The sequence below is a fragment of the Nocardia sp. CA-084685 genome, from assembly GCF_050955785.1.
Classification (GTDB): Bacteria; Actinomycetota; Actinomycetes; order Mycobacteriales; family Mycobacteriaceae; genus Nocardia.
The window spans coordinates 80,671-103,579 of record NZ_CP192094.1; the positions used below are offsets into that span (position 1 = coordinate 80,671).

The 22,909-nt window shown below is 65.5% G+C and carries 24 protein-coding genes; 14 read left to right on the plus strand and 10 right to left on the minus strand.

Annotated features, from left to right (window positions below):
* Positions 1-14 precede the first annotated feature (14 nt).
* The 3 genes from htpG to ACQP2U_RS00370 all read left to right on the plus strand — a co-directional run bounded on the left by htpG (position 15) and on the right by ACQP2U_RS00370 (position 3,524).
* On the plus strand, positions 15-1,970 hold the full coding sequence (gene htpG / locus ACQP2U_RS00360) for a molecular chaperone HtpG (RefSeq protein ID WP_433712804.1): 1,956 nt from the start codon (positions 15-17) through the stop codon (positions 1,968-1,970).
* Between the two features lie 161 nt (positions 1,971-2,131).
* Positions 2,132-2,614 carry an N-acetyltransferase family protein gene (locus ACQP2U_RS00365; RefSeq protein ID WP_433712806.1) on the plus strand — a complete coding sequence of 161 codons (483 nt, stop codon included), beginning with the start codon at positions 2,132-2,134 and terminating at the stop codon, positions 2,612-2,614.
* 91 nt (positions 2,615-2,705) lie between these two features.
* Entirely contained in the window at positions 2,706-3,524 is an 819-nt protein-coding gene (locus ACQP2U_RS00370) for a class I SAM-dependent methyltransferase (protein WP_433712807.1), read from the plus strand.
* A 179-nt stretch (positions 3,525-3,703) separates the two neighbouring features.
* Here ACQP2U_RS00370 and ACQP2U_RS00375 read toward each other — a convergent pair whose 3' ends face one another.
* Positions 3,704-4,471 carry an SDR family NAD(P)-dependent oxidoreductase gene (locus tag ACQP2U_RS00375; protein ID WP_433712809.1) on the minus strand — a complete coding sequence of 256 codons (768 nt, stop codon included), beginning with the start codon at positions 4,469-4,471 and terminating at the stop codon, positions 3,704-3,706.
* Positions 4,472-4,688: 217 nt separating this feature from the next.
* Here ACQP2U_RS00375 and ACQP2U_RS00380 point away from each other — a divergent pair, with 217 nt between their 5' ends.
* Together ACQP2U_RS00380 and ACQP2U_RS00385 are read left to right on the plus strand one after the other, a co-directional pair.
* The gene (locus ACQP2U_RS00380; RefSeq protein ID WP_433712811.1) at positions 4,689-5,576 is read left to right on the plus strand and encodes an SDR family NAD(P)-dependent oxidoreductase; all 888 of its coding nucleotides are present in this window, start codon (positions 4,689-4,691) and stop codon (positions 5,574-5,576) included.
* A 35-nt stretch (positions 5,577-5,611) separates the two neighbouring features.
* Positions 5,612-6,283, plus strand: a complete 672-nt coding sequence (locus ACQP2U_RS00385) for a TetR/AcrR family transcriptional regulator (protein ID WP_433712813.1) — start codon at positions 5,612-5,614, stop codon at positions 6,281-6,283.
* A 70-nt stretch (positions 6,284-6,353) separates the two neighbouring features.
* Here the strand turns inward: ACQP2U_RS00385 and ACQP2U_RS00390 are convergent, their stop codons facing one another.
* The 3 genes from ACQP2U_RS00390 to ACQP2U_RS00400 all read right to left on the minus strand — a co-directional run bounded on the left by ACQP2U_RS00390 (position 6,354) and on the right by ACQP2U_RS00400 (position 8,940).
* A complete protein-coding gene (locus tag ACQP2U_RS00390; protein ID WP_433712815.1) occupies positions 6,354-7,070 on the minus strand; it encodes a TMEM165/GDT1 family protein in 717 nt (238 codons plus the stop codon).
* Between the two features lie 548 nt (positions 7,071-7,618).
* Positions 7,619-8,146, minus strand: a complete 528-nt coding sequence (locus ACQP2U_RS00395; RefSeq protein ID WP_433712817.1) for a peptidase — start codon at positions 8,144-8,146, stop codon at positions 7,619-7,621.
* Between the two features lie 170 nt (positions 8,147-8,316).
* Positions 8,317-8,940, minus strand: a complete 624-nt coding sequence (locus ACQP2U_RS00400; protein ID WP_040685719.1) for a superoxide dismutase — start codon at positions 8,938-8,940, stop codon at positions 8,317-8,319.
* Positions 8,941-9,223: 283 nt separating this feature from the next.
* On the opposite strand from ACQP2U_RS00400, the gene msrA reads away from it, so the two are divergent.
* The gene (msrA, locus tag ACQP2U_RS00405) at positions 9,224-9,931 is read left to right on the plus strand and encodes a peptide-methionine (S)-S-oxide reductase MsrA (RefSeq protein WP_433716790.1); all 708 of its coding nucleotides are present in this window, start codon (positions 9,224-9,226) and stop codon (positions 9,929-9,931) included.
* A 43-nt stretch (positions 9,932-9,974) separates the two neighbouring features.
* On the opposite strand, the gene ACQP2U_RS00410 is transcribed toward msrA, so the two are convergent.
* The gene (locus tag ACQP2U_RS00410; RefSeq protein WP_433712819.1) at positions 9,975-10,586 is read right to left on the minus strand and encodes a hypothetical protein; all 612 of its coding nucleotides are present in this window, start codon (positions 10,584-10,586) and stop codon (positions 9,975-9,977) included.
* A gap of 528 nt (positions 10,587-11,114) precedes the next feature.
* Between ACQP2U_RS00410 and ACQP2U_RS00415 the strand changes: the two genes are divergently transcribed.
* From ACQP2U_RS00415 to ACQP2U_RS00430, 4 genes are all read left to right on the plus strand, one after another.
* A complete protein-coding gene (locus ACQP2U_RS00415; RefSeq protein WP_433712821.1) occupies positions 11,115-11,486 on the plus strand; it encodes a rhodanese-like domain-containing protein in 372 nt (123 codons plus the stop codon).
* A 94-nt stretch (positions 11,487-11,580) separates the two neighbouring features.
* Positions 11,581-12,606 (plus strand): DUF4328 domain-containing protein, encoded by a 1,026-nt coding sequence (locus tag ACQP2U_RS00420; RefSeq protein WP_433712823.1) that lies wholly within the window; start codon positions 11,581-11,583, stop codon positions 12,604-12,606.
* Positions 12,606-13,373: a glycerophosphodiester phosphodiesterase gene (locus ACQP2U_RS00425; protein WP_397039972.1), complete on the plus strand. Its 768-nt coding sequence runs from the start codon at positions 12,606-12,608 to the stop codon at positions 13,371-13,373. The genes ACQP2U_RS00420 and ACQP2U_RS00425 overlap by 1 nt, the downstream gene beginning before the upstream one ends.
* 406 nt (positions 13,374-13,779) lie before the next feature.
* A complete protein-coding gene (locus ACQP2U_RS00430; protein WP_433712825.1) occupies positions 13,780-14,703 on the plus strand; it encodes a DUF5926 family protein in 924 nt (307 codons plus the stop codon).
* A 280-nt stretch (positions 14,704-14,983) separates the two neighbouring features.
* On the opposite strand, the gene ACQP2U_RS00435 is transcribed toward ACQP2U_RS00430, so the two are convergent.
* From ACQP2U_RS00435 to ACQP2U_RS00450, 4 genes are all read right to left on the minus strand, one after another.
* Positions 14,984-15,532, minus strand: a complete 549-nt coding sequence (locus ACQP2U_RS00435; RefSeq protein WP_433712827.1) for a ferritin — start codon at positions 15,530-15,532, stop codon at positions 14,984-14,986.
* 71 nt (positions 15,533-15,603) lie between these two features.
* The gene (locus tag ACQP2U_RS00440) at positions 15,604-16,152 is read right to left on the minus strand and encodes a ferritin (protein ID WP_433712829.1); all 549 of its coding nucleotides are present in this window, start codon (positions 16,150-16,152) and stop codon (positions 15,604-15,606) included.
* Positions 16,153-16,162: 10 nt separating this feature from the next.
* On the minus strand, positions 16,163-17,536 hold the full coding sequence (locus tag ACQP2U_RS00445) for an LCP family protein (protein ID WP_433712831.1): 1,374 nt from the start codon (positions 17,534-17,536) through the stop codon (positions 16,163-16,165).
* 109 nt (positions 17,537-17,645) lie between these two features.
* The gene (locus ACQP2U_RS00450) at positions 17,646-18,434 is read right to left on the minus strand and encodes a CPBP family intramembrane glutamic endopeptidase (RefSeq protein WP_433712832.1); all 789 of its coding nucleotides are present in this window, start codon (positions 18,432-18,434) and stop codon (positions 17,646-17,648) included.
* 292 nt (positions 18,435-18,726) lie between these two features.
* Here ACQP2U_RS00450 and ACQP2U_RS00455 point away from each other — a divergent pair, with 292 nt between their 5' ends.
* Positions 18,727-19,050 (plus strand): hypothetical protein, encoded by a 324-nt coding sequence (locus ACQP2U_RS00455; protein WP_433712833.1) that lies wholly within the window; start codon positions 18,727-18,729, stop codon positions 19,048-19,050.
* A gap of 210 nt (positions 19,051-19,260) precedes the next feature.
* Here the strand turns inward: ACQP2U_RS00455 and ACQP2U_RS00460 are convergent, their stop codons facing one another.
* Complete coding sequence (locus tag ACQP2U_RS00460) at positions 19,261-20,022, minus strand: DUF2470 domain-containing protein (protein ID WP_433712834.1); 762 nt, start codon at positions 20,020-20,022, stop codon at positions 19,261-19,263.
* An 855-nt stretch (positions 20,023-20,877) separates the two neighbouring features.
* Between ACQP2U_RS00460 and ACQP2U_RS00465 the strand changes: the two genes are divergently transcribed.
* The 3 genes from ACQP2U_RS00465 to ACQP2U_RS00475 are packed head-to-tail and all read left to right on the plus strand — an operon-like array spanning position 20,878 to position 22,902.
* Positions 20,878-21,318, plus strand: a complete 441-nt coding sequence (locus ACQP2U_RS00465; RefSeq protein ID WP_433712835.1) for a hypothetical protein — start codon at positions 20,878-20,880, stop codon at positions 21,316-21,318.
* Between the two features lie 10 nt (positions 21,319-21,328).
* Positions 21,329-22,243 (plus strand): prephenate dehydratase, encoded by a 915-nt coding sequence (gene pheA, locus ACQP2U_RS00470; RefSeq protein WP_433712836.1) that lies wholly within the window; start codon positions 21,329-21,331, stop codon positions 22,241-22,243.
* Positions 22,240-22,902 (plus strand): histidine phosphatase family protein, encoded by a 663-nt coding sequence (locus ACQP2U_RS00475; RefSeq protein ID WP_397040704.1) that lies wholly within the window; start codon positions 22,240-22,242, stop codon positions 22,900-22,902. Before pheA ends, ACQP2U_RS00475 begins: the two co-directional genes overlap by 4 nt.
* The last annotated feature ends 7 nt before the right edge of the window (positions 22,903-22,909 follow it).

Consider the following 22,909-nt stretch of genomic DNA (forward strand, 5'->3'; position numbering starts at 1 on the left):
GGTACCATCGCGACGTGACAGAGCACGTCGAACAACTCGCGTTCCAGGCAGAAACCCATCAGCTGCTCGAGCTGATGATCCATTCGGTCTACTCCAACAAGGACACGTTCCTGCGGGAGCTGATCTCGAACGCCTCCGACGCGCTGGACAAGCTGCGGCTGGAGTCCTTCCGCGACAAGGATCTGCACGTCGACACCGCCGATCTGCATATCGAGCTGGCGGTCGACAAGGACAACCGGATCCTGACGGTCAGGGATAACGGCATTGGCATGTCCCGCGCCGAGGTGGTCGATCTGATCGGCACACTGGCCAAATCCGGCACCGCGGAGCTGCGCAAGAAGCTGAACGAGGCCAAATCCGAGGCAGCCGCCGAGGAGCTGATCGGCCAGTTCGGTATCGGCTTCTATTCGACCTTCATGGTCGCCGACAAGGTCACCCTGACCACGCGCAAGGCCGGCGAGACGGAGGGGACCCGTTGGGAGTCGGCCGCGGGCAGCTCGACCTACACCATCGAAACCCTCGACGAGGCACCGCAGGGCACCGCCGTCTCACTGCACCTGAAGACCCCGGACGAGGACGACCACCTCTTCGACTACACCCTGGAGTGGAAGCTCCGCGAGATCGTCAAGAAGTACTCCGACTTCATCGCCTGGCCGATCCGCATGCAGGTCGAGCGGACCGTCACCGAGGGGGAGGGCGAGGAGAAGACCGAGAAGACAATTCTCGAGGAGCAGACGCTCAACTCCATGAAGGCGCTGTGGACCCGCCCGAAGAGCGAGGTCAGCGACGAGGAGTACAAGGAGTTCTACAAGCACGTCAGCCACGGCTGGGACGATCCGCTCGAGATCATCCCGATGAAGGCCGAGGGTACTTTCGAGTACCAAGCGCTGCTGTTCATTCCCTCGCACGCGCCGTTCGATCTGTTCACCCGCGAGCACAAGCGCGGCGTGCAGCTCTACGTCAAGCGGGTGTTCATCATGGACAACTGCGAAGAGCTGATGCCGGAATACCTGCGCTTCGTCAAGGGCGTGGTGGACGCGCAGGATCTGTCGCTCAATGTCTCCCGCGAGATCCTGCAACAGGACCGGCAGATCCAGATGATTCGCAAGCGCCTGGTGAAGAAGGTGCTTTCGACGGTCAAGGAACTGCAGGGTGCCGAAGATCAGGAGAAGTACCAGACGTTCTGGAAGGAGTTCGGGCGTGTCCTCAAAGAGGGCCTGCTCTCGGACTTCGACAACCGCGAGACGCTGCTGCAGGTGTCCTCGTTCGCCTCGACCAACTCCGAGGACGAGCTGACCTCCCTCGCCGCCTACGTCGAGCGGATGAAGGATGGCCAGGACGCCATCTACTACATGACCGGCGAGACCCGTCAGCAGGTCGAAAGCTCCCCGCACATGGAGGCCTTCAAGGCCAAGGGCCGCGAGGTGCTGATCCTGACCGATCCGGTCGACGAGATGTGGGTCGGTTCGGTCACCGAATTCGATGGCAAGCCCTTGCAGTCCATCGCCAAGGGCGAGGTCGATCTGGAGACCGAGGAGGAGAAGAAGGCCACCGAATCGCTGCGCGAACAGCAGGACAAGGACTTCGCCGAACTGCTCGGCTGGCTCGGCAAGACTCTGGAAAACGTCAAGGAGGTGCGCCTGACCAACCGGCTCACCACCTCGCCGGCCTGCCTCGTCGGTGATGTCTTCGACTTCACCCCGATGCTGGAGCGCATGTACCGCGCCTCCGGTCAGCTGGTCCCCGAGTCCAAGCGGATCCTCGAGCTCAATCCGACCCACCCGCTGGTCACCGGCCTGCGCGACGCCTACGACACCCGCAAGGACGACGCCGACGCGGGTAAGGTTCCCGAACTCACCGAGACCGCCGAATTGCTCTACGGCACAGCGGTTCTCGCCGAGGGCGGCGAACTCGAGGATCCGGCCCGCTTCGCCCAGATCCTCACCGAGCGCCTGACCCGCACGCTCTGAAGGTCGACCTGCGAAGAATGGGTGACACATAACCAGTGAGCGGCTCACATAGGTTCCAACCTGTGTGAGCCGCTCACCAGGTCTGCGACGACCCGCAACGCCAACGCGACTATCGTGGCACTTGATCTGGCTTGAATATGCGGGGAGGCGGGCTAGCTAACGTGCCGAATGCGAACGGACCGGTCATCCGGGCCGCACGTGCCGATGACTACGACGCCATCGCCACCGTCATCGATGATTGGTGGGGGCGCTCGGTGTTGACGCACCTGCCCAGGTTGTTCCTCGATCATTTCTATCGAACCAGCCTGGTCGCCGAGGTGCCCGGGGCCGGACGGCGGGAACCGACCGACTGGCTGGCGGGCTTCCTGATCGGCTTCCTCTCGCCGTCGGAATCCGATGAGGCCTACATCCACTTCGTCGGCGTCGATCCACAGTCCCGCAAGAGCGGTCTCGCGCGTGAGCTCTACGAGCGGTTCTTCGCGATAGCCAGGGCAAATGACCGCCATATCGTGAAGGCGATCACCTCGCCTGGCAATGACGAGTCGATCGGCTTCCACCGGCACCTCGGCTTCACGGTCGCCGGACCGGTGCGTGACTACAACGGACCCGGACATCACCTGATCACCTTCGAACGCGAAATCTGATCTGCTTCGCGCACAACGTGTTCGGCCGGAGTTGATAGGCCCCGGGGGTATCGCCCGGTTAGCCTTGGACGGTCGAAAGGATCGTCAGCTGATGTCTGGTAACCCGCTTGCCGCCGCCGAACCGTGGGATCTCGTCGCCGACGGATATGCCGAATTCGGCCCCGCGATTATGGCGCCCTTCTCCGCCCATGCCCTTGAACTCGCCGGTCTTTCGGCGCAATCACACGTGGTCGATGTGGCGGCGGGGCCGGGCACGCTGAGTCTGCCCGCCGCCGAACGGGTCGCGCGGGTATCGGCCATCGACTTCTCCGAGCCGATGATCCAGCGACTCACCGAGGATGCCCGCGCCGCCGGGCTGACCAATATCGACGCGCGGGTGGGGAACGGGCAGGCGCTGCCGTTCGACGACGCGAGCTTCGATGCCGGTTTCTCGATGTTCGGGCTGATGTTCTTCCCGGATCGGGCCAAGGGCTTCGCCGAATTGTTCCGGGTACTGCGTCCCGGTGCCACCGCCGTGGTGTCGAGTTGGGCGCCGGTGGCCGAGTCGACGCTCATGCGAATGATGTTCGGCGCCTTCGCCGCCGCCGATCCGACCATCTCCGAGCCCCAACCCAACTTCCTCACTTTGGAAAATCCGGAGGTCTTCGCGACCGAGATGCGCACCGCGGGCTTCGCCGGGGTGAGCATCCAACGCCATACCAGCACACTGAGTTTCGCCGATGTCGACGAGATGTGGGAGACCATGGCGCGCAGCAGTGCCCCACTGCTGCTCATGCGCCGCACCGTCGGCGAGGAGGTCTGGGCCGAACGCGTCGCCCTCATGCGCGCCTATCTCGCCGTCAACTACCGCCCGAACAAACCCCTGGCCACCACGGCATTCCTCGGCATCGGCCACAAACCGACCTCCTGAGCCCAGTCACAAAAACGCTGGGCTCCGCAGGAGCCCAGCGCGCCAACTGATTTCGTGAGTGCATCGGTACCCTCATCGGGTACGCCCGAAAGCCCAATGGGTGCCCGATCGCTGGTCTACGACCACCGATCGTGGCACCCAACTGCTTCGGCCTGAATATCCGGGAGGCGGAAGGCTCGTTAGCGGGGGGCCATGCGCAGGGCGCCGTCCATGCGGATGGTCTCGCCGTTGAGGTAGTCGTGCTCGACGATGTACTGCGACAGCTGCGCGTACTCGTCCGGTCGGCCGAGGCGCGACGGGAACGGTACACCCGCCTCGAGGCCCTTGCGGTATTCGTCGGTGACACCGGCGAGCATCGGGGTGTCGATGATGCCGGGGGCGATGGTGTTCACGCGGATGCCGAATTGGGCCAGGTCACGCGCGGCCGGGACGGTCATCCCGTGCACGCCGCCCTTGGAGGCCGAGTACGCGATCTGACCGATCTGACCCTCGAATGCGGCGACCGAAGCGGTATTGATGATCACGCCGCGCTGGCCGTATTCGTCGACGGCGTCGGCCTTGGCGATCGCGTCGGCGGCCAGGCGCATCACATTGAAGGTGCCGAGCAGGTTGACGGTGATGACGGTGCGGAACAGTTCCAGATCGTGCGGGCCGTTCTTGGACAGGATGCGCCCGGCCCAGCCGACACCGGCGCAGTTGACCACGATGCGCAGCGGCGCACCGGATTCGACGACCTGCGCGACCGCGGCGGAAACCTCGTCGTTGCTGGTGACGTCGGCGGGGATCAGGGTGACGCCGTCGGGCACATTATCCCCGGCGCGCTCGATGGATTGAGGTACGTCGAGTCCGAAGACGGTCGCGCCCAGATCGGCGAAACGCTTGGCAGTGGCGGCGCCGAGGCCGGATGCGCCTCCGGTGATGATGGCGGCGGAACCCGAAATCTCCACGATGGTCCTCTCGTTCGTGACAGCCAGTTGGCCCTTCGTCAATTGCACCCTAACCGGTGGCGTGTGAGAGGCCGATCACGGCTCCCTCGCGCCCGATATCCGCTGCATATAGCACGGCCCGATAAACGGAAAATTATTTGCGAACATATGTGTTCGCGGCTGGTATCGTCGCAGCTATGCAGCATCGCGGAGCGACTCGATCAGGGTTGGTAGCCAGGTGACAGGTGGGCAGCTGTTTTCCGCCGCGTCGGTCAGCGGGCGCCGGATTCTGATCACCGGCGCGGCGCGCGGCATCGGGGCCGCATTGGCGCGGCAGTTGCATGCGAAAGGGGCGAAGGTAGCCCTGCTCGGGCTGGAGGCGGACCTGCTCGCGGAGGTGGCGCGCGAATGCGGGGACGCACCGTGGCGTTACTGCGATATCGCCGATCACGGGCAGGTGGAGCGGGTGGTGAGCACGCTGGTCACCGAACTCGGCGGGCTGGATGTGGTGGTGGCCAATGCCGGGATCGCCAGACAATTGGCGCTGCTCGGCGGGGATCCGGCGGTCATCGAGCAGACGCTGGCGGTCAATGTGCTCGGCGTCTACTACACGCTGCGCGCCGCCGGACCGCACATCTGTCATCCGAGTGGATACGCGCTGGTCATTTCGTCACTGGCGGCGGCGGTGAACCTGCCGTTGGTTGGGGCATACAGCGCCTCGAAGGCCGGAGTGGAGGCGCTCGGCAATACATTTCGGCACGAGGTCAGGCATACCGGTGCGAAGGTAGGTGTCGCGTATTTCGCCGAACTCGATACCGATATGACCACGCGCGGCTTCGGTACCGCCGCCGCGCGCGCCATTCTCGGCCGGTCCACGGTGTCCGGCGTCGCACCGCTCGGTCCCGCGATCGATGCGGTCGAGCGTGCCATCGCCCGGCGCAAACGTCAGGTGGTATCGCCATGGTGGGTAGCGGTGGCGTTGCCGTTCCGGCCGATCACACAGCGCGTCATCGATATCGCGCTGCGCCGCGGGGTGGCGCGGGCGCTGGAGATCGCGCGAACCGAAGATGCGCGCTTCACCACAGACCAACCGGCCAGGCCCCGCAAAATGGAGCGACCGGCATAGCCGGATAACGCCCGCCCGACCTTCGGAGCCACTGAATGACCGAATCCGCCAGCAGCGCACGCCAACTCCCACGGGGGCGACACGGCCTGCCGAGGGAGGAGGTGATCGCCTCGCAGCGTGAGCGGATTTTGAGTGCGATGGCCGAGGCGATGGTCGAGAACGGATACGTCGGTACCTCGGTCGCGGCCATCCTGAAGCGGGCCGGTGTTTCCCGCGAGACCTTCTACGAGCAGTTCCGTTCCAAACAGGATTGTTTCGAGGCCGCCTACGAGCGGGCCGTCGAACTGCTGATCTCGACTATCTCGAATGCGATCAGCGGCGATGCGCGGGATTCGGCCAACCCGGCCGATCCGGACCGGATGGGTCGCATCCTCGAGGCCTACTTCGACGTGCTGATCGCCGAACCCGCATACGCCCGCCTCTACCTCGTCGAGGTCTACGCGGTGGGCTCGAAGGCGGTCGCCCGTCGCGCCCAACTGCAGGAATCCTTCGTCGCGATGATCGCGGACGTCCTCGACGCCCGCACCGACCAACAGCGCTTCGCCTGCCAGACCCTCGCCGCCGCCGTCAGCGCCATGGTCACCGCCCGGATAGCCGTCGACGACCTGCCGGGTCTCCGATCCCTGCGTGAACCCCTGATCGACCTGGTCCGCCGCAGCGGCGACCTCTACGGCGAGGCGATGCGTCAGGCGCGAGTACGTGCCTGAGCCGCCAACGGTCGTGTTCGGAACACGGCGATCAATACGGCGAGGCTATGCTGCGTAAGGGCCGTAGCGATCAGCGCAGCTCTTCGGCAAGTTCAGCTACCGCGACGGGTTTCGAATTGCGCCGAGTGCGGCGTGCTCGAATCAGCAGGGCAATGCCTGCGGCGGCCGGTGCGAGGATGGCCAGTGCGCCGCCGGTGCCGATGCCGAGGTCGGGGAGCGTGGCGGCGAGCAGACTCGCGGTACCGAAGTAGAGGAACAGCAGACCGGAGCCGATGCCGATGACATGTTCCGGGAGATGTTTGCCGACCAGGATGCCTGCGGCGATGGCGAGGGCATCGGCGGCGACCATGCCGATGGTGGAGCCGACCCAAACGCCGACCCAACTGTTATCGGTGGCCAGGGCGGCAGTGGCGAACATGGTCCGGTCGCCGAGTTCTGCGAGCAGGAAGGCGGACAGGACCACGAGGAACGGCGCGGTCGTACCGCGTGGCGGCTTGGGTTCGGCCGTTTCATCATCGCTGCCGAAATGTTCGCGCAGCGTCCACAAGCCGACGGCCAGGAAGGTCAGTGCGGCGACCAGGGCGATGGCTCGGGTGGGCAGCGCGGTACCGAGGAAATAGCCGACGCCGACCGAGATCAGATGCACCGCCGCACTCGCGGTGGCAATGCCGCCGAGCACCACCCACCACCGATAGCGCAACGCGAACGTCAGCGCCATCAGCTGGGACTTATCGCCCAGTTCGGCGAGAAAGACGATTCCGACGCTCAGCAATATCGTCGCGATCATGTGGTGTGTACTCCCGGGCTCCGGCCTGTCGGCCGGGAGATCGGATACGCCTCCGGCCGACAACGAAATGGTTGTCTCGGCCGAAGGTCTCGCCCACCGGATCTGCGCCGGTTCACGCGGCCGGGTCCGCGCCCTCATGAGGCGGCGGGCCAGTATGTCGACAGCGCGATTGCGGGCTACTCCCCTTCGCTGCCATCGACTGTACCCCGCTGGCGCACGCACGCCAAGCCGCTGTAATCGAAATCGCAATGCGCACAATAAGTTTGGCGGCCCAACTCCGGAGTTTCGGGTGCCCTGACAGGTCTGGCAGCCGACTCTTATCCAGAAGTGAGCTAGTCCTCGGCAATCAGCACGGTTGGGCGCCGGTCGGCATTCCGTGGGCTGCCACAGAGAACCGGTGCGCGACAGTCGTCAGGGCGAGGGTCAAGGCGATCGCAAGTGGCAAGGCCAATGCCAGTCCCACTAGACAGGCCCCATCACATGCCGTGGCACGAGCCAGACCGCTGTCCGAACTGTGCGGTCATCACTGGCCGTGCGAGGCTGCGAGATCAGGCCGCCAGCAGCATGGCCAGTACTGCGGTATCGGGGTCACTGATCGGGTCCAGACCAACTCGGCTCACCAAAGAGGTGACCGTGCCGTCGGATTCGGCCTCGGCCCACGCCGCCCGATGCTCCAACCCCAGATGCGGGACGCCGGGCAGCAGCACACAACCCGATGCCACACCCACACATTCCGGCAGCGACGGGCGGGTCTCCGAGGGCGGATGCAGCATCAACAGCGCCGGTGGCACATGATCGGCGAACCGGCCGGGTTCGAGCGCCTCGTCACCGAGCACCGGCCCCTCGGCGAGGACCAGCCCGACGGTGCCAGGCGCAGGATCATCCGGTAGCTCCTCGCGCACACCGAAGACGGTCGAGGTGGTCAGCAGCCCCGGATATGAGGCGACCCGCACCGCGAGCACCAATACCTGTGCCCATTCCCTGGTGGTGTCTGGCCAACGTCCGGAGATGACGAACCCCCGCAGCGATCCGCGGGCCTGGAACGGCGTGATGCCGATGGGTCCGTTCGTACTCATGATGCCTCCCGTGAGCTAACGGGGGCGGCTTTGCCCGTCCTCGAACTGTGGATTCTCGAGGATGCGCCAAAACTCAGTTGGCACACAAGTACCAAAGAGTGCTAATCGGACACGATAAAGCAACGAGCCCGCGAACCGTGTCGGTTCGCGGGCTCGGAGGCGGGAAGTGCTCAGCCGAAGATCAGGCCCTTGGCCTGGCCGACGGCGCGCGCGAAGCGCTCCTGCACGTCCTCCCAGTTGACCACGTTCCAGAACGCGGTCACGTAGTCCGCCTTGACGTTCTTGTACTGCAGGTAAAAGGCGTGCTCCCACATGTCGACCTGCAGCAGCGGGATGATGCCGAGCGGCACATTGGCCTGCTGGTCGTAGAGCTGGAAGGTCAGCAGCTTCTGGCCGAGGGTGTCATAGCCGAGCACCGCCCAGCCGGAGCCCTGCAGGCCGTTGGCCGCGGCGGTGAACTGGGCACGGAACTTGTCGAACGAACCGAACTGGTCGTCGATCGCGGCGGCCAACTCGCCGACCGGCTTGTCCCCGCCGTTGGGGGAGAGGTTCTTCCACCAGATGGAGTGGTTGACGTGACCGCCCAGGTGGAAGGCCAGGTTCTTCTCGTTCAAGAAGATGGCGCCGTGGTCGCCCGCCTCGCGTGCGGCCTCGAGCTTCTCCAGTGCGGTGTTGACGCCGGCGACATAGGCAGCATGGTGCTTGGAATGATGAATCTCGTTGATCTGCCCAGAGATATGGGGCTCCAGGGCGCTGTAGTCGTAATCCAGATCTGGCAACGTGTACTCAGCCACGATGTCCCTTCCTAATGTCGGGCCGTGTGTGCTCGCCGTCTCGAACACACCCAACCATCATTCGTACACCCGCTCGTTTGCAACCGCGCTTCTTGCCCCCACATTCCGCTGGGGGACTTGCGCGGTGCGCTGGACAACTGACGGTACGACTGATTTCGTGAGTACATGGGTAACTCGCCCGGTGCGCCCGAAAGTCGGCCAGGCTTCCTACACAGCACCTGAGACCGGGCCGTGCGGCACTCGACTCGGATGGCCTGAAGACGGCGGAGAGACGGTGAGCATCATGTCCTGGTACGACGAACTAGTTGGACGAATTCGTCTTCCCGAGCCAGTGATGGTGAAGCCGGAGCAAGCGCTGCCCGGTCGTCTCGACCCGCTGCTGGTATCGGATACCCATTATGTGCACGGTCGGCCGATCCATCCGCCGTTTCCGGAAGGTCTGCGGATCGCGGTGCTGGCCATGGGTTGCTTCTGGGGTGCCGAGAAGGAGTTCTGGCAACTCGACGGTGTTTTCACCACGGCGGTGGGGTACGTCGGGGGTTATACCCGGAACCCCACTTATGAAGAGGTCTGTAGCGGGCGCACGGGCCATGCCGAAGCCGTGCTGATCGTCTTCGATCCGAACGTCATCGACTACGCCGGTGTGCTGCGCCAATTCTGGGAGAACCACGATCCGACCCAGGGCATGCGCCAGGGCAACGATCGCGGCACCCAGTACCGCTCGGCGATCTTCACCGTCGACGCGACGCAGAAGCAGCTCGCCCACAGCACCGCGCAGACCTTCGGCGAACGGCTGGCTGCGACGGGCTACGGCGAGATCACCACGGGGATCAACGAACTGCCGGGTCACGGCGGCACGGATCCGTTGCGGGCGCTGCCCGAATTCTTCTACGCCGAGAGCTATCACCAGCAGTATCTGGCCAAGAATCCCGACGGCTACTGCCCGGTGCACGCCACCGGCGTCAGCTGCCCGGTCGGATTGGGCGCCTGAACACGACCCGCACACCCGGTGACCGGGCGTGCGGGTCGCGTGACTACAGCTGCGGCACGATTCCGGCGCGCATAGTCCGCGGGTCGCCCTCGTCATGCGCCTTCCACCAGCGCACCCCGCCCGCGATGAATTCCTTCAGCGGGATCTCGGCGCCGTTGGCGTCGTGAATTGTGATGTCGTCGAACCACACTCGCACGTCGAGTTCGCGCGGGTCGATGCCCTCCTCCTGGGAGAACTCGAGTACGTGTGTGGCGGCGTGCGAGTCGATCTGGGTGTCGAAGCTGAGTAGTTCACCCCAGTGCACCCAGCCACTGTCGTCCACATCGATGAACTCCCAGCCGTGCAGTCGACCGCCGCCGAAGCTACGGATGGCCGCGTCCAGATTGTCCAGCTGTAGCGGCAGCACCCTGGCCGCCACATCGTCCCACTCTTGAATGCGCAGCGATGCCGCGACTCGACTCACACCGGTGAAGGTCAACTTCACGCGGTAGTCCTCGGGCGCGGGTCCCTCGGCCGGAAGCGTCAATACCTCCAGGTCGAGGCTCAGTCGCGCATCCGCGGTATCGACCGCCACGCCTAGGCATGTGGCCTCCGAGAGTGCTGTGTTGAGTGCTGTTGTATCCATTCCGTCGAGTAGCCCCCTGCTCACGTCCATGCGCCCAGGCTACCGACAGCACCCGCCCGAACCCGGTATTTCAGTTATTCGCTGGTGTTCTCGAATTTTTTGGAACCGATCGGCGATGGGCGGCGTCCAAGTAGATATCGGGACCTGCACAGCCTCAGATCCCGAAGCAGCGGCGAATGACCGCTCCGGGATGGCAAGGAGGGGAGTCCCGGATCGGTCGTTCGTACCGCGACCTCCTCCAGCAATCTCCTGGGATCGCCCGCCTGATTACGGACTCGGCGCATCATCCCATGTAGATCGACAGCTGCTGGATATCCAATGCTCATGAGCAGTGTGCTGCTAGATAGCTGCGCCCTGTGGATCAACTTGTGGATTATGTGGATAACTTCGACCGAGGTATGCACAAGCGGCCCCGGAGCGGGGCATCGGACAGGAGCCAGAAGCACAGAACATACCCGAGGTAACGTGCCGATGTCGAGGCCGTGAAGTACCCGTGGGACACCGGCGTAGCGGGGCCGGAACTCCCCCGCGGTGCGCCACCCATGGCAGGATCGAAGCGTGACGAGCCCCGAAGTGTCGTCGGTGCCGGTGGAAGCCGTCCCGGACGAATTCGATAAGACCGAGCGTGTCGCCGCGGACGCTCCGGCGGCGATTCTGCTCGACGTGCGCGAGGACGACGAATGGCAGCTCGGACACGCGCCGGGCGCGATCCACATTCCGATGGCCGACGTGCCGGCACGGGGCGACGAGCTCGATTACGACGCCCAGCTGTATGTGGTCTGCCGCCAGGGTGGCCGCTCGATCGAGGTGGTCAAGTACCTGGCGCACATCGGATACGACGCGGTCAATGTCAGCGGCGGCATGGTGGCATGGCAACGGGCCGGTCGACCAGTGGTCGCCGACGGCGATCACCAGGCGAAGATCTACTGAGGCAAGAGAGCGAGGCACGCGGCATGAACGTCAGGCCCGGAGGCGGCAGCCTGCGTAACCACGAAGGGCCCTGGCATGCCGCAAAGGAGACACCGTGAGTACGGTGGTGCAACCTTGTGCGCGCTGTGGCGCGCGCTGGGCCGTGCAGACGACCCCGATGCACTGGTGCCCGCGCTGCCGTGGCGTGCTGTTGTCACCGGCGCCCATAGATGCCCCCGCCGAGCGGCGCAATTACCGATGGGTGGCGCGCCGGCCCGATCAGCGCAGCCGCAAACTGAGTTCATCTCGACCGCGGCCACCCGTGGAAACACCGCGCTACCGGGAGATTCCACGTTGGGGCCTGCTGGATCCGCCGGTCGAGTCCGCGTCTGCGCCACAACGTCGGCTGGATCGGCTGACCAATCGGGCCGGTGTGCTGCTCATCGCGACCGCGACGGTTTTCGCGGTTGCCGCCTGCGCCGAACTCGGGCGCTATCTGATCCTGCTGCGCAACCGCACCCGACTGATTCCGTCGTGGCTGCTGCACGTCTCCGATGCCATGGTGTGGCTTTCCGCATTGGTCGGCCTGGCACTCGGGTTGATCACCGCGATCGCGATGCTCGGCTGGTTGATCGAAACGCGTCGGGCCGCCTTCGCCGCGGTCGGCCGTCGCGACCCGCGATTGGTCCGGACGCTCGCGCTCGGTTGTCTGATACCGGTGGTGAATCTGTTGTGGCCCGGTGTTTTTCTTACCGAGGCGGTAGCCGTGCGGCCGGATCCGCGGACGTTGCGGGCCGTGCGCATCTGGTGGGTGGGCTGGGTGCTCGGCGCGGGCTGTACGGTGGCGACCCTGCTGTGGCGGACCGCGGATACGCTGCAGGCCAAGGCGGACGGTGTGCTGTTCACCGCGTTCACCGATCTGGTCGCGGCCGGGGTCGCGGTGCTGACTCTCTGGGTACATCGGTCGATGACCGGTCGTGATCTGTTCGGCCGCACCAGGATCGCGCGCCGGTGGGTGATCGCCGTCGATCCCGCGGTGCCCGTCATCGAACCGGTGCAGCCGGGTGGCGGCGCGTCGAAGCAGCCCGTCGCGCTCGAAACAAGTACACCGCACCGTGAGCATGAGGAGGTTTCGGCCTAGTGAGCCAGGGCAGTCGCGCACCATTCGTCGTCGCGCACCGGGGAGCGTCGGCGGCGCGCCCGGAACATACGCTCGCCGCGTATGAGCTAGCGCTGCAGGAGGGCGCCGATGGCGTGGAGTGTGATGTCCGGCTGACCAGGGACGGCCATCTGGTCTGCGTGCACGACCGCACCGTCGATCGGACCTCCTCGGGCACCGGACTGGTCAGCGAAATGACCCTGGACGAGCTCAAGGAACTCGATTTCGGTGCCGATGGCAAACCCGCCGCGGTACTCACCCTCAGCGAACTGATCGAGCTGGTACTCGATTGGCGTAGCAGGCCGACCAAGCTCTTCATCGAGACCAAACATCCGGTGCGCTACGGCGCGCTGGTGGAGAACAAGCTACTCGCCGAACTCCAGCGCTTCGGCATCGCCACCCCGGCCTCCGCCGATCACTCCCGCGCCGTCGTCATGTCTTTCGCGGCCACCGCGGTCTGGCGCATCCGACGTTCGGCACCGCTGCTGCCGACGGTCCTGCTCGGCGAATCATCGCGCTACCTCGGCGGCAGCGCCGCGACCACGGTCGGCGCGACCGCCGTCGGTCCCTCGGTGAAAACTCTGCGCGACCATCCGGACCTCGTAGACAAGGCTGCCGCCGCTGGCCGCGCCACCTACTGCTGGACGGTTGAAGATCCCGACGATGTGCGCCTGTGCGCCGACCTGGGCGTCAGCTGGGTCGCGACCAACCACCCGGCCCGCACGAAGGCCTTGCTCGCGCCCGCCTGAGTCGAATCGGTTCGCTGGGCGAGCGAACCGAACGACCTGCTGGGACGACCACGACGGAGCGAGGGTTACGAGCGAGGAGTTCGTGGCCCGTCTCGTGTCCGAACGATCGAAGCGCATGCGACGAAGTCAGAGTCTCCACCATCCAGCACCCGCGCACCAGGTGCCGAACGCCCCGCTATCACCGATCTCAACGGAGCGGGTCTTACGAGCGACCGTTCGCGGCCCGTCTCGCGTCCGAGCCGTCGAAGCGCATGCGACGAAGTCGCGAGTCTCGACGGCTCGGACGCGAGACACCAGGGGGCCGCGAACCCGCCGCGGCGGAGCCGCGGCCATTAAACAGAGCCCGCGAACACGCCGCGCCGCCAGGCGCGGCAAATCCAACCCAGCCACTGTAGTTTGACCTGCCGTGGGTAAAAGCAAGCGCAATAGTCCGAAGCCCGGAGGGAACCGGGCCCAGCGTCTCGCCGAGCGGCGGGCGGCGCTGGAACTGCAGGCGGCGCAGTCCGGTTCGCGTCCGTTCGTGGGGCTGGCCGCGGAGTGTGATCTGGTCGCGCTGCGCGAATTCGTGCCGTCGGCGACCGCGACGCTGCCGTTGTCGTCCGATATCGCGGCGGAGCGTTCCGTCGTGTTGGCAACGGTACTGCCGGGAGCGGTCGCCGCAATGGTGCGGGCGGGCGAGCCGCCGACCGGATACGTCGCCGCGCAGGTGCAATTCCAGGGTCCGGATCCGGCCGCCGATATAGCGGCGGCGATCCTGTGGACCCAGTCCGCCGAACCGGGCGAATCGCTGACCGCGGCCGAAAGTGCCGAGGGCGGACCGCGTTTGGCCGATGTGATCGATGCGGACGCACAGCTGGAACTGACCGTGCACCAGGACTTCGACTGGTGGGTGCCCGAGGGCGTGCAGCCCGACCCGCAGGTCGCCGCGACCATCGAACAGGCCAAGCAGGCGATCATGCCGTCCGCGCGACTGGATCTCGGTCCCGATTCGATCGGCGCGGCCTGGTGGGTCGATGCCGGTGACAAGGCGCATCTGCGCTGGGTGCGTCCGGAGAACGAGGACGATTTGATGCTGGCGCTGGCTCGGCTGCACGCGTCGGGTGGACTGCATCTCGGCGAGGGTTCCCGGTTCGCGGGCTCGTTCCGCACGCACGGACTGCTGGTGCCGGTCTTCGACCTGGATCCGGAAATGCATGCCAGCGAGTGGACCAAACCGGCGATCGAATTCGGGAAACGCCTGGCGGCGGCACTGGCCGATGAGGCTCCGCTCTCGGCTGACGAGCGTCGCTCCCGGGACGGGCTGCGATCGCGTCAGGTCACTCTGCGGTGATTTTGAAAAATTACGAATAATTTTGTGAAACACCCTCCTTTCTAATCGTTGCTCGGTTAGGTTCTCTGCATCACCGAAAGCTGGTGGTGGTGAGCGAAGTCTCACCGAAAGATGAGGAAAGTAGGACCATCATGGAAATTATTCTGACGCTGCTCAAGACGCTGCTCAGCTCCATGAGCGCCGCATAAGCCGTTACGCGGACCGCGGGGTTGCGATCCCGCTCGATACACAGCGACAGGGCCGGCTCGTCGCGACGAGCCGGCCCTGATGAATCGCGAATTTAAATGCTGCCGCCCGCGGCCGAAGGGGCGCCGGAAGCATCGCTGGGACCACTCATTTCCCGAGCGACGAAATCCTCGAGGTCGAACAGGTTCGACCCGGCGCGATCGGCAATGGTGAGCAGGGTCGTCATATTGGCGACCTCCTCCACCTGCTCCTTCAGGAACCACTGCATGAACTGTTCGCCCAGGTAATCACCCTCTTCGCGAGCCGTGCTCGCCAACTGGATGATCTGGTCGGTGACGTTCTTTTCCTGGGTGAGAGCCAGTGCGATCGGTTCGCGAGCATTCTCGAAATGCGATTTCGCGGCGTCGATACCGGAAAGTTCGACGCTGATATCCCGGTCCAGGAAGTACCGCACGATCATCATCGCGTGATTACGCTCTTCGACCGCCTGCGCATAGAAACGTTTGGCCAGCTGCGGCAGATCCGCATTGTCGAACCAGACCGCGATCGCGATGTATTGGTGCTCGGCATTGAATTCGTGCCGGATCTGATCGTGGAGCAGGCTGTGGAATTTGCTGCGTGGGGACTCCGGATGGCTGGACATGATTGCGACATTAGCGCTGGTCATGCCACGTGTCATCCAAGTGCAGCCTTATTGAGGCTAGTGTTGCCTAATTAATTCTTGGCCGCCCCCGCCATTCTCGGGGCGGAAATATCGGCGCGCGGTGTGGTACGCAGCTCGCGCGAGATGAAGTCCTCGACGTCGAACAGATCGCCCGCAGCACGGTCGATGACGGTCAGCAGGGTGGTCATCCCGGCGACGTCCTCCACCTGTTCCTTGAGGAACCACTGGATGAATCGCTCGCCGAGGTAGTCGCCCGCGGCCCGCGCGGTGCTGGCCAATTCGGTGATCTGCGCATTGCGGGCCCGCTCGGATTCCAGTAGGAAAACGACGGCGCCGCGCGGTGATTCGAAGCTGGATCGCACGTCGTCCAGGCCTCCGACCTGGACTTCCAGATTGCGGTCCAGCAGGTACTGCACCATGCGCAGGGCGTGCGATCGGTGTTCGGCGGACTTGCCGTAGCTGTGCCTGGCCAACTGCGGCAGGCGATTCGAATCGAAGTAGACCGCGGCAGCCAGATATTGCTGCGAGGCGGTGAAGCCACGACGGATCTGGTCACGCAGCAGGTCCGGGAACGGCTCGTCGGCATCGGTATCTGGCATAGGCCCGACGCTACCTGGTCAACAGATCCCCCGGGATCGGTTGGTCCTTGGCGAGGTCGTCGAAGAATTGACCAGCACGTTGCTTATCCCACAGCAATACATTTCCGCTATCGGTATCGGTGAAGCCGCCGATCGGGACGGTGGTCGCGACGGTATCGCCGCGCATTGCCCAACCGAGCTGGCCCAGATTCCAGATGTGATCGCCCTTATCGACCTTCAGCGATTTCGCGGTATCGCTGGCCAGCGGCCACAGCGTGAACGGATTGGCGAGCGTGCCCGCGCCGGTCACCTTTTTCAGCAGGGCGGCCATGAACAGTCGCTGGTTGTTCATCCGGTCGATATCGGCGAGGGCGGTGGCACGGCTGCGAACGAAACCCAAGGCCTGCGGACCGTCCAGGGTTTGGCACCCAGCCGCCAAATTGATGCCCGCGAGCGGATCGTCGATGGCCTTGGGCACGCAGACATCGATGCCGCCGAGGGTGTCGACGATGCCCGCGAAGCCGCCGAATCCGATCTGGGCGTAGTGATCGATGTGCACGCCGGTGGCGGTTTCGACGGTCTGCACCAGTAGCGGCGCACCGCCGAAGGCGAAGGCGGCGTTGAGTTTGTCCTTGCCTTGGCCCGGAATGCTCACATACGAGTCGCGCGGCAGGCTGACCAGCGTGGTCGGACCCGACTTCGGGATGTGCACCAGCATGATCGTGTCGGTGCGCTCGGGTCCGACTTCACCGCCGGTGGCGAGTTCCTGTTCCTGGTCGGCGGTGAGTCCGGCCCGGCCATCGGAGCCGACGAGCAGCCAGTTCGTGCCCGGGGTATCGCCGACGCGGCCCGAGTAGTTGGCGAGTGCGTCTATCCGATTGAGCGATCCGTCGAGTTTGACGACCGCGCCGACAATCGCGAGGACCAGCACCACCAACAGCACCAGGAACCAGCGGAACAGGTGCAGTTTGCGACGGCGACGCGGCGGGCGGGGTTCGCGCTGGCGGCGCGACGGCGGCGAGGATGGCGGTGGCGGGGGGACCTCGCGGCGCGGGCGCAGGCTCTGCGGTTCCTGGTATGGGACCGGCCGCTGGGGCGGCGCATAGCCGGGAACGCCGCGAGGCTCGTGGTAGGGCTGCGGCTGTTGCGGCGGCTGGGGGGCCCTGCGCGGCGGCATTCGCGTTTCGGGCGGTACCTGCGAATACGCCAGTGGTGGCGCGGAATCCGATCCGTCGCGGCGGATGATGTTGGTCGGGTCGATATGCCTCGGGTCCGGGCCGGGTCCGCGACGACCCGGCGGATGTGGTTCGCGCCGCTGCGGCGGCATGGACGGCGCACCGGGATTTGCGAAGGGTTGCGGCACCCGACGCATCCGGTCGTAGCGCTGGGGATCGTCGCCGTTCATCACACAGACTCTACTGTTCGAGGGCCGTCGGGGGGCTTGACGAGCGGCCGGAAGCGGTGCGCTCGGGGTGAGCGCTCGTCGATGAATTCGCCGCGCGGACCGGCGGATGTTACGGCAACCAGGAAACGTGACCGCGTAGCAATGTATAACCGATATAGGCGACCGCATCGATGGTGGCGTGGGCCAGCACCAGCGGCCACAGCCGGTTGGTGCGTTGCCAGAACCGGCCGAAAATCACCCCCATGACCAGATTGCCGAGCCCGCCGCCCAAGCCTTGATACAGGTGATAACTCCCACGCAGCAGTGCCGAGGCCAGCAGCGACCGGTTCTCCGACCAGCCGAGCCTGCGCAATCGGGTAATGAGATAGGCCACCACCAGGATTTCTTCGGCCCCAGCATTCGCACAGGCGGAAACGATGAGTGCGGGCAGGCGCCACCAGTGGTCACCGAGTGAACTCGGCACGATCGTCACGCTGAACCCGAGCGCATGCGCGATCAAATACAGTCCGAGCCCCGGTAGTCCGATGACCGCCGCGAGAATCAGCCCCGGCAGCACATCGGAACGCCAACGGACCCTGGCCAAACCGATCATTCGCGGCCCGATCCCGCTGCGCCACAACAGATACAGTCCGAGCGCACCCCACCCGGCCAGTCGCAACGCGCTGAGCAGCTGAAACAACAGGTCGATGGTCGATTGCGCCGCCCGCGTCGGATTCAGCGCCACGGTCTGCCCGCCCACCCCGCCCGGCGACAGCGCACTCTCCAGCAACGACAGCGCCGCATTCAAACCACTCAGCCCGAACGTCACCACCAGCACGACCAGGATTTCGAGCCGAATCCCGAGCCGCTCCCGATCGGTCAACTCGGGCTCGTCCCCGGCACCGGTCTCAGCACGCATGCGTCCGAATCTATTGCCCGCACCGTTCAGGCGTGCGCTGTGCGTGTCGCGTCGGATTGATCAGCGGTTCTGTCGTCGCGATCGCGGCACCTGTTGGTCGCAGGCTACGGCGGTACGGCGACACCGCCACCGCCCGACATGCCTGTTCGATCAGCGGTTCGAGGTGGCGCAGCGAGTCCGCGTTGCGGACCACATCGTCGGTTGAGGATCGGTTGGTCTGGGTGCAGTGTCGCTTGCTAGGTGTTGCTTCACTGGCGAAGGGTGGCCGCTGTGTCCGCCCGGCGTGGGGGTCGTGTTCGGTAAGCAGTTCGAGGTGGCGACGACGCCGAGCAGCTATCCGGGCAAAGCACGGGCAGCGGGCTGGGTGGCACACCTCGGGCAAACCCGGCAGCAGCTACCCGGCACACCGACACACCGACCGCATCCAGCACGACAGCCAACGCGGCACGTGCGGCGACTGGCGGCACGCGTGGCCGCCATCCTGCCCTCGGCTCCTCCTGGCGGCGCCAAAGCGGACACCTTCCATGTCGAGGACCTGGGTTCCGGCAGCAATGGCCACCGTCGCAACAGTCCGCTGGAACAGCGAGTCCGCGTTGCGGACCGCATCGTCGGTTGAGGTCGGTTGGTCTGGGTGCAGTGTCGCTTGCTGGGTGTCGCTTCACTGGCGAGGCGTGGCCGCCCGGATAGTGGTCCTGTCCGGTGCTGCCGGTTGGGTTGGTACGCGTCTGCTCGGTGGGGTGCGTCGCTGCTGACGGTCGCGGCAGGCGATCTTCGCTGCGGGTTGCGGTGCAGGGTTTCGGTATCCGGCGCAGGCCGGCGGTCCGCATCAGATGCGGCGCAGGCCGTTCAGGAAGGGGCAGCCTGCGAGGGTGCGGACGGCGCGGCCGAGGGATTCGATGTCATCGGCGGGGGAGTTGAAGGGGAGGCGGAAATCGTGGTCGCCGTCGTGGCCTTCGATGCGCAGGGTCACGCCGTAGCGGTCGATGGCCAGTGGGTGCACGGCGCCGGTCTGCAGGCGGAGTGGAAGGTGGCGGGCGAGTTGGGCGATGATGTCGGCGTGGTCGGCGTCCATATGCTGCAGCCAGGCCGATTCCAGTGCGCAGAAGGGGTCCGGTTGGGCCAGTCGGAGTTCGTCGACGCAGACGGATTCGGCGCCGGTCGAATCGGCCACCACCGCGGAGTTGATCACCACGCGTAACAGGGTGGAGCTGTAGCCGACGTCGAGCAGGTCGGGATGCGGATGATCCTTGGCGACCTCGGAGGCCAGCGGCCGCAGCGCCTGCGCCGGCACCGCCCGCACCGACCCGCGCAGCCACACCAACGCCCGCACCGGTTCCCGCAGTGGCAGCGGCGCGTGATCGGTGAGCTCCAGCACCGCCGGTGCACCGCTCTCACCCGAATTCCCGGCCAATACCGCCGCCATGGACGCGGTCGGCACCGCGATCACCGCATCTCCGCATTGCCGCACGTGATGCACCGAAATCGGCGTCGGGTCGATGCCCGGCATCGCCAGTACAGCCTGCTCCGCATGAGCACATGCACTGCGGACCCGCTCAGCGGTAGACGGTGCAACAGTCGGCTTCAGCATGCAGACCTCCGAGTCACGCGGCACGATTAGGTTACCCTAAGCTAAGTTACCTCCCGGCTTTCCGCAACCGCTCCAGCATCGAATCCCCTCGATTACGACCTGTCGCGGCACCGACGGTGCGTCCCAGCTCTTGCGGGAGTCCTTCGCGAGCGTGCAGAAGAGAGCGCGTAGACCTCACGTCCGCGTTCAGCCAACGTCATTTCGCTCAGACCGCATCCGGTTCAGCTGTTCTGCAAACTCGCGATCGGCGGCCGGCGGTTCAGCGGCGGCCTGGCCTACGGGATGGTCGACGGTCGGGGTGCCTCATCGGTTCAACGCCGATTCGCGGGGCAGCCCGTAGCCGGACGCCCCGGTATTCGCAGTGACGTTTCCGTCGGCGTCGTTCAGCCGGGCTGGGCCGCGAGCGTCGAACTCATCACCCGGCCGTCCGAGATCGCCCCTCCACGAGCAGACCTTCGGCCTGCTGGCCGAAGGGGCCGCCCACGGCGACTCCGCCCGCGCGCTGACCGTGCGAGCAGCTCGCGACATGTCAATGGGCGGAGGATGTGCAACTCGGCAGGTTGCGCGGACTGCGCGCCGAGGCCGATGGGATCAGCGCGGCCGCGTAGGTCGGAGGCGGTGCTGCCGTGTAGGCACCGTGTTTCACGCTCGAGCCTGCACCGACTCATGGCAGGCGATAACGCCAAGCCGAGCGTCCACGCGGCCGAGGTCTGCGAGCGCGTCCCTGACGTCGGTAGAGAAGTCAACGACCGGCGGACGGGACCGGTGCGAGCAACTGGATGGGCGGACGGTGCGAGCAACTGGATGTGCGCAGGTGACCCCGGGTGGGTCGGTGGGCGTGGCTACGGTGGAGACATGGCGGATGGAGTGCAGGCGGCGCATGGGGTGGCGGGGGAGCCGGTGTTGCTTTCGTTGGCGGCACCGTCGGCGGCTCGGCGGAGTTTGGACGACGGCCTGGTGCGGGCGGTGGGGACCGGGGCGTCAGGTGTTCGGATTCTCGACGCGGAGGTGACCGATGGGGAGGTCGCCGAATTTCTGGTCGAGGTCGCGCACTCCGATGGCGGGTTCATCGCGCGGACCTCCGATGGGAAGCGGGCCCTGGCTATCGTCGCGGGAACGGTTGCGGCGCTATGCGGTGAGGATATTCGAGCGGCGCTGGCCCAGCCCGATATCTCCTTTCTGACCTCGTTGAAGCCGCCTGCCGTAGAGGCGGCGCGCAGTGTGTTGCTGGCGATCGAAACCGATGTGCCCGACGATCTAGCTGGAACTCTGAGCATCCTCAGCGCACGCAAGTAATCTCGTAACCGTGCCGCGAATCGCGTACTTCGGGCCGTCCGGAACCTTTACCGAGATGGCCCTCGCCGAACTCGAGTCCTCGCAAGCCTTCGACGGACCGGTCGAGCGGATTGCCGCGCCCAGCCAAGGTGCGGCGCTGGACCTGATCCGATCCGGTGATGTCGAGGGTGCCGTTGTGCCGATCGAGAGTTCGGTCGAGGGTTCGATTTCGGCGACCCTTGATTCGCTGGCCATCGGACCGCGGCTGCAGATCGTCGCCGAAACCGAACTCGAGGTGAGCTTCGCGATTCTGGCCAGGCCGGGGACGGAACTCGCGGATGTTCGCACCTTGGCCGCCTATCCGGTCGCCGCGGCGCAGGTGCGGCTGTGGGTAGCCCGCACGCTGCCGGATGTCGAGATGTACACCTCGTCCTCGAATGCGGCTGCCGCGGAGGATGTCGCCGCGGGTCGCGCCGATGCCGCGGTCTCTACCGCGCTGGCCGGTGCACGCCTCGGTCTGACGGCGTTGGCCTCCGGTGTCGCCGACCACGACCAGGCGATCACCCGCTTCGTGCTGGTGACCCGCCCCCGTGTCGCGCCACCCGCTACCGGCACGGACCGCACCTCGATCGTGCTCGAACTGCTCAACGAGCCGGGCTCACTCATGCGCGCGTTCGCCGAATTCGCCACTCGCGGTATCGATCTCACCAGAATCGAATCCCGGCCGACTCGAACGGGTATGGGCACCTACCGCTTCTACCTCGACTGCGTCGGCCATATCGACGACACCGCGGTCGCCGAGGCGCTCAAGGCATTGCACCGCACGGCGCGTATCCGTTTCCTCGGCTCCTGGCCCGCTACCTCGGCGACCGGAACCCCACCGCCCTCGGATGAACCCGCCGCCGAGTGGTTGACCCAGTTGCGTAAGGGGGTGGCCGACCTATGACCGGCAGACTGATACTCGTTCGCCACGGTGAGACCGAGGGCAACGTCGCCAAAATCTTGGACACCCGTATCCCGGGCCTACCGCTCACCGAACGTGGTGCGGCCCAAGCGAAGACATTCGGCTCGAGTCTGCTGAGACCGCCGAAGGCGCTGTTCTGCTCGGCCGCGCTGCGCGCCAGACAGACCGCCGGATATATCGAGGCGGCGACCGGCGTACCGGTCGAGGTGCTCGATGACATTCACGAGGTGCAGGTCGGCGAACTGGAGGGCAAGAACACCGAGGAAGCCCACTCGTATTTCCAGCGGATCTACCGAGCTTGGCACGAAGGCGATCTCGGTGAACGCCCCCCGGGCGGTGAATCCGGATACGACGTCCTGGCCCGCTTCCTACCGGTCGTCGAGGACCTGCGCACCAAATACCTGACCGACGGCGGCGACGGCGACATCTTGGTGGTCAGCCACGGTGCCGCGATGCGCTTGGTCTCGCGCAACCTGAGCGGCGTTGCACCGCCCTTCACCACCAACAACCATCTCGACAACACCGAAACCATCGAACTCGTCCCTCGGCCCGTAGGCGGCTGGGAATGCATCCGTTGGGGGCGCTTCACCCCACCCTTCGCCTACGAAGTTTCCCCTACCGCCGACGACCCGATGGGCTGAATCGCTT